This window comes from Streptomyces sp. NPDC107581, assembly GCF_055657175.1.
On record NZ_JBVKBH010000002.1, the window covers coordinates 719780 to 726139 of the forward strand.

5 protein-coding genes and 2 pseudogenes are annotated in these 6360 nt (G+C 69.5%); 2 read left to right on the top strand and 5 right to left on the bottom strand.

From position 1 onward, the window contains the following. Positions 1-148 precede the first annotated feature (148 nt). The gene (locus tag ACZ7P3_RS06735) at positions 149-2563 is read right to left on the bottom strand and encodes an MFS transporter (RefSeq protein ID WP_472079413.1); all 2415 of its coding nucleotides are present in this window, start codon (positions 2561-2563) and stop codon (positions 149-151) included. 154 nt (positions 2564-2717) lie between these two features. Continuing rightward, complete coding sequence (locus ACZ7P3_RS06740) at positions 2718-3161, bottom strand: SRPBCC family protein (protein WP_361127051.1); 444 nt, start codon at positions 3159-3161, stop codon at positions 2718-2720. Positions 3162-3295: 134 nt separating this feature from the next. On the opposite strand from ACZ7P3_RS06740, the pseudogene ACZ7P3_RS06745 reads away from it, so the two are divergent. Both ACZ7P3_RS06745 and ACZ7P3_RS06750 read left to right on the top strand, forming a co-directional pair. Beyond that, positions 3296-3538 (top strand): annotated as a pseudogene (locus tag ACZ7P3_RS06745) (Rv2578c family radical SAM protein); the annotation flags it as partial. Positions 3539-3574: 36 nt separating this feature from the next. Then, positions 3575-3781, top strand: coding sequence for a hypothetical protein (locus tag ACZ7P3_RS06750; RefSeq protein WP_472079414.1), 207 nt, complete (start codon positions 3575-3577; stop codon positions 3779-3781). A gap of 496 nt (positions 3782-4277) precedes the next feature. Here ACZ7P3_RS06750 and ACZ7P3_RS06755 read toward each other — a convergent pair whose 3' ends face one another. The 3 genes and pseudogenes from ACZ7P3_RS06755 to ACZ7P3_RS06765 all read right to left on the bottom strand — a co-directional run bounded on the left by ACZ7P3_RS06755 (position 4278) and on the right by ACZ7P3_RS06765 (position 6218). Beyond that, positions 4278-4526 (bottom strand): hypothetical protein, encoded by a 249-nt coding sequence (locus tag ACZ7P3_RS06755; RefSeq protein WP_472079415.1) that lies wholly within the window; start codon positions 4524-4526, stop codon positions 4278-4280. Positions 4527-4531: 5 nt separating this feature from the next. Further along, positions 4532-4828, bottom strand: a pseudogene (locus tag ACZ7P3_RS06760) (integrase core domain-containing protein); the annotation flags it as partial. Beyond that, positions 4821-6218, bottom strand: a complete 1398-nt coding sequence (locus ACZ7P3_RS06765; protein WP_472079439.1) for an IS30 family transposase — start codon at positions 6216-6218, stop codon at positions 4821-4823. The gene ACZ7P3_RS06765 and the pseudogene ACZ7P3_RS06760, both read right to left, overlap by 8 nt. Positions 6219-6360: the final 142 nt, after the last annotated feature.

Below are 6360 nucleotides of genomic sequence, written 5' to 3' on the forward strand. Positions count from 1 at the left end.
AGGCCCTCTCTCCCCACGGCTGTTCGCAAACGATCTGTGAAGCCTGCCACTACGGTACGGCTGCGGCTGGTCGCGATGTGTGGCAATCCTGGAATTGGTTTCACCGGATCGCACCGGCGCGCAGCTCAGCGCCCTGCGGGCGCCCCTCTCAGTCCTCGTGGCCCAGTTGCAGGTCCCGTTCGGTGCGGCCGCCGCTCGCGACCTGCAGCACGGTGGCGACCGGCGGGTAACCGGCGGCGATGACCGTGTACTCGCCGGAGGAGAGGTCCACGAACCGGAACGTTCCGTCGGCTCCGGTGGTGAGGGTGTCGACGACGTTGCCCGCGGCGTCGAGGAGCGTCACCCGTGCGTCCTGGACGGGGCGGCCGCCGCCGGACCGGACGGTGCCCTTCAGGACGGCGCCGCCCGCGAGTTCGATGTCCTGCCGGGTCTCGCGGGAGGCCTGGACGGTGACCGGGAGCGCGGCGGGGCGGAAGGCCGGGGCGCCGGCGGCGAGGGTGTACTCGCCGGCGACCAGTTCGGAGATGACGTAGCCGCCCTCGCGGCCGCTGCGGGTGGTGGCGACGACCTCGCCGTGCACATTGGTGAGGGTGACGATGGCGTCCCGGACGGCGCTGCCGTCGGCGGTGAGCACGCTGCCGGCGAGGCGTCCGGCGCCGCCGAGGACGACGTCCAGCTCGACGGGCCGCTCGCCGACGGTCACGGTGACGGCCTGCGGCTGGTGGCCGCCGGCGGCGGCGATCAGCACGTACGCCCCGGAGCCCGGCGTGGACAGCGCGTACCGTCCGTCCTCGCCGCTCGCGCCCCGCCCGATCTGCTGTCCGGAGACGTCGATGAGGGTGAGCGCGGCGCGTGGCACCACGGTCCCGTCGTGGTGCTGCACCGTGCCGCACACCGGGATTCCGGCGGCATGCGGCGAACGGGCCTGCGGGATGGGGGCGTTCACGGCGGCGGGCTCGGTCTCGGTGGCGGGCCCGGTCTCGGTGGCGTTGTGGGACACCAGCGGTTTCTCCTTGAGGAAGAAGGCGATGAGCAGGCCGAGGGCGAGCACCGGGACGAGGTAGAGGAAGATCCGGGGCATCGCGTCGGCGTAGGCGCGGATGTAGGCGTCGCGCAGCGCCGGCGGCAGCGCGTGGACGAGCTGCGGGGTGAGCGACTCGGGGTCGGGCAGCCGGGCGCCCGCGCGCGGCGGGAGGTCCCTGCGCAGGGCGTCGGTGAGCCGGTCGGCGAAGAGCGTGCCGAAGACGGCGGCGCCGACGCTGCCGCCGATCTGCCGGAAGTAGTTGTTGGCGCTGGTGGCGGTGCCGAGGTCGGCGGGGCGCACGGAGTTCTGCACGGCGAGCACCAGGACGGGCATCACCAGACCGATGCCCGCGCCGAGGACCGCCATCCAGATGCTGTAGTGCAGCCGGGGCGTGTCGGCCGCCAGCCGGGACAGCAGCCACATGCCGACGACGGAGAGGACGCCGCCGAGGACGGGAAAGACCTTGTAGCGGCCGGTGTGGCTGATGAGCTGCCCGCCGATGACCGAGGCGCCGACGATGCCGGCCATCATGGGCAGCATCAGCAGCCCGGACTCGGTGGCGCTGGCTCCGTCGACCATCTGCAGGAAGGTCGGCAGATAGCTGGCGGCGCCGAACAGGGCGACGCCGATCACCAGGCCGACCAGGCCGGTGACGTTGAAGACGGGGTCCCGGAACAGCCGGAGCGGGATGAGGGGTTCGGCGGCGAAGCGCTCGGCCACGAGGAAGAGCACGGTGGCGGCGAGGGCGCCCGCGCCGAGGCCGAGGATCTCCCGGGAGTCCCAGGCGTACGTCGTGCCGCCCCAGCTGGTCAGCAGTACCAGGCAGGTGGAGGCCGCGGCGAGCAGGAGCGCGCCGAGGATGTCGAGGCGGGCGCGGACCTGCGGTTTGGGCAGTCGGAGGACGACGGTGACGACGGCGAGGGTGAGCAGGCCGAAGGGGACGTTGATGTAGAAGCACAAGCGCCAGGAGAGATGGTCCGTGAAGTAGCCGCCGAGCAGGGGTCCGGCGACGGAGGCGAGGCCGAAGGCGGCGCCGATCAGGCCCATGTAGCGGCCGCGCTGCCGGGGCGGCACGATGTCGCCGATGATCGCCTGCACGCCGATCATGAGCCCGCCCGCGCCGACGCCCTGGACGGCGCGGAAGGCGATCATCTGGTCCATGCTCTGGGCCCGCCCGGCGAGCGCGGAGCCGACGACGAAGACCAGGATCGCGAACTGGAAGACGCCCTTGCGGCCGAAGAGGTCGCCGACCTTGCCGTACAGCGGCAGGCCGATCGTGGAGGTGAGCAGGTAGGCGGTGATCGCCCAGGACATCCTGTCCAGGCCGTGCAGCTCGCCGACGATCTTCGGCAGCGCGGTGGCCACGATCATCTGGTCGAGCGCGGCGAGGAGCAGGGCGAGCATCAGCCCGACGAAGACCAACCGCACCCGGCGTGTGCCGAGTCCGGCGACCGGGGCGGGTGGTGGCGCCTGGGCGGCGGTCTCCAGCGGGGCCGGCGCCACGACCGGCTCGTGCCGCACCACAGTCGTCCCGCCCACGTACCCGCTCCCCTCGTCGCGCCTGTCGCACATTTCCCGCGCCCGGCGACAACTGCGAACACGTACGGCGAGTTACGGCACATTCCCGAAAGAGAGGGAGATCCACTCGAACCGGTGAGGGGCACAACGCCCCGTCACCGGCCGGTGTTTGACGTCACTTCTCCACGTGGGCGGCGAGGTTGGCGAGGATCGCGTCGTAGATCCGGCCGAGGCCCTTGGGCGCGAAGGTCTTCTCGAAGAAGCCGCCGATGCCGCCGGCGCCCTTCCAGGTGGTGGTGGCGACGACCCGGGAGCTGCCCTCGCCGGCGGGCGTGACGCGCCAGGTGGTGACCATGGAGGAGTTACGGTCCTTCTCGACCAGCTCGCCGTCGGTGGGCTCGCTGACCTCCAGGAGGCAGTCGCGCACGCGCTTGCTGGTGGCCTGGAGCTTCCAGTGGACGAGGGTGCCCTCGCCGTCGCCGCCCTCGCGCACCTCGTACTCGCTGAAGTGCTCGGGCAGCAGCTGCTGCCGGGTGCCGCTGTAGTCGGCGAGGGCGTCGAACACCTTCTCCGCGTCTGCCGCGACGACCCGCTCCGTAGTGGCCTCGACCTGCGCCATTGCGTTCCTCCAGGACCTGGTTGCTCGGGGTTGGGGCAAGCCAACCACCCCGGCGCCCGGCCGCCCAAATCGGGGTCCGCACGATCATGGGAACAGATGTTCTATTCTGTGTCGAGCGCTACCGAGGAGGCGTCATGCGCTGGGAGAACCTCACGGTGGAATCCGGCGGGTCCGACGGTCATGAGCGGGCGGCCGATGCCGCACTGTTCGGCGCGGACGCCGTCACCACCCGCACCTTCGACATGCCCGAGTTCCGCGGGATCACCTTCCACGAGGTGCGGGCCCGCTCTGTCCTGAACCGGGTGCCGGGCGCTTCCCGCATGCCGTTCGAATGGACGGTGAACCCCTACCGGGGCTGCACGCACGCATGCTCGTACTTCACTGCATGACCCTATTGAGCCCCGGGAGGGCCGATGCTCAGCACTCCGAACGCGGACAAGGCCTGGAAAGGCATGACGAGGTCGTTCCCGACCCCGGAGGCGCCAGGCCAGCATGCCGCCCCGAGCAAGGCGGAGAAGACGGCTTACGCCGTCCTGCTGCATGGACCGGCTGCGCGCTCAGGCGGCGCCGACGCGAGTCAGTGGCTGCTGCTGCGCGACCGCACAGCGAAGCGCCTGTAACCAACGCACCAGCAGCAGCCACACTTCAGGAACGCGTCAGTCGCCCAAGACGCCGTCGAGGCAGTCCTGCACCAGCCCGTACAGGCCGCGCGGAACCAGCCTGCGGACAATCACCCTGCGAGGCCCAGACGACCCCTGCGACTTCCCTGACGCTCACCGGAGCGTTTCCGCGTGTGCGCTCAGGTCAGCGCAGGCCGTCTGTGTCGTCGTACTCTTCGCCGACTGGGAGTGGCCGACGGTCGTCCCACGGGCCCTCGCTGCGGAGGACCGCGGAGGATGCTTCTTGGAAGTTGAGCCTGAGCTGCTCTTCTGACGGAGCATCAATCGGGTAGGAGGGCCGGGCGCCCGGCCCTCCTACCCGATTGATGCGTCGGCGTCTCGCCATGGACATTTTCGAGTTCCGGTGGTGTCCCTGGGGAGACGTTTTGCTGCCACCGGCCGGACGCGACCCCGACGCTGATCGCCGAAGCCCCGAGCAGGACACCGATGAGACTCGTCAATGCACCAGCCGGGACACGCATCGGCCTCCACCAAGACCCTTGACGGCCTCACACGAGTACGCCCAGTCCCCGACGCGGAACAGCGGCGCGGGAGCGGTCAGCCGGTTCGCCACCAGTACCTCGATCACCCAGCCGTGCGTCAGGTCCGACCGCGGGGCCGGTGGCCGCAGCCCGTCGACGATCCCCGCGAAGTCCAGCCGCCGCAGAAAGGGTCTGCTGCAGGTTCGGGTGACAGGTTCGGTCACGCGGCCTAGAGGGCCGGTGTGGTCATGACGGTCTCGAATTCGACGGGTGTCAGCCGGCCGAGTGAGGCTTGTCTGCGGCGTCGGTGGTAGGTCCGCTCGATCCAGGTCACGATCGCGATCCGGAGTTCTTCGCGGGTGGCCCAGCTCCGGCGGTCGAGGACGTTCTTTTGCAGCAGGCTGAAGAAGGACTCCATGGCCGCGTTGTCGCCGGCAGCTCCGACCCTCCCTATCGATCCGGCCATCCGGTGGCGGTCGAGGGCCCGGACGAACTTCCGGGAGCGGAACTGGGCGGATTCAATCGATCGACGCAACACCGGCTTGTTGGAGTGATCGTAGCTGCTCGTTGAGTGCCTCGGCCGGGGTCTTCCATCCGAGTGTCTTACGGGGGCGGTTGTTGATCGCTTCGGCGACGGCCTGGACCTCCTCACTGTTCCACCTCGACAGATCGGTGCCCTTGGGAAAGTACTGGCGCAACAGCCCGTTGGTGTTCTCGTTGGTGCCGCGCTGCCACGGGCTGTGTGGGTCAGCGAAGTAGACGGGGATGCCGGTTTCGACCCTGAACGCCGCGTGGGCGGACAGTTCCTTGCCGCGGTCCCAGGTCAGGGATCGGCGGAGTTGTTCGGGCAGCGTGGTCATCGTGTCGGCCAGAGCGTTCTTCATCGTGAACGCGCCATAGCCGGCCAGTGCGGGTCCGTTCTTCGTCCGTGGGATCACGCCGTAGCCCTCTTCACGGGGCAGGTGGATCAGCATGGTGAACCTGGTGGTGCGGTCGACCAGGGTGCCGATCGCCGAGCGCTTCAGCCCGATGATGAGATCGCCCTCCCAGTGTCCGGGAACGGCGCGGTCTTCCGCTTCAGCGGGACGTTCACTGATGAGCACGTCGCTGGTGACATGGCACCATGCCTTCTGCCGGTTCCGTGCCCTGGGCACCCGCAGGGCACGTCCGGTGCGCAGGCAGGCCACCAGTTCGCGTTTGAGCGCGCCGCGTCCCTCGACGTAGAGCGCCTGATAGATCGCCTCGTGGCTGATCCGCATGCCTTCATCATCGGGGAACTCGACCGGCAGGCGCCGTGCAATCTGCTCCGGGCTCCACGCTGTCACCCAGCGTCGGTCTCCACGATGCGGCTTATTGCGGCCCTTCCAGGCCGGGCCGGCCGGACCCACTGGGCAGCCATCGGCGTTGGTGAGGTCCCCGGACAGCCGTGCCTGGACGTAGTCACGCAGCCGGGCATTGTTGGCGAGCTTGGCAGTCTTCGGCCTCCGGGCACGACGTTCGGCGTGCCACTGCGCGGTCGACGCCCGGTAGTCCAACTTGTACGTGCGAGTGGAGGCGTTACGGCGCAGTTCGCGCGAGATCGTCGACGGATCCCGCCCCAGTCTGCGAGCAATCTCGCGACCGCTGACACCCTGGGCATGCCAGATTGCGATGTCCTCCCGTTCAGCGAATGACAGGTACCGTCCGGAAACATCGGCTGGAAGACGGGGATTCACGCCGCCAGAGTGCCGGAACCAACGGAACCCCACCGGTCCGGACACGCGCGCCTCCACACACGCGTCCTCGGTCTTGACTCCACGAGCAATCGCCGCCCAGAACCTGACCCTGTCCTCACGCCAGGCCACCGTCGGCCTACCCGGCGACGGAATCTGCCCGCGATACGCACGCACCCGCTTCTGCCGCTCCAGGACACCGATCGCTTCACCTATCGATCAAGGTGTTGCGTCGACCGATTGAATCCGCCCTGCGATCCGCGATCGCTGTGCAGAATGCACCCGTCGACGTCTCCACGCCGGGCCACGGCGTTGTCCAGGGCGGCCACGGCCAGGCGGGACTTCA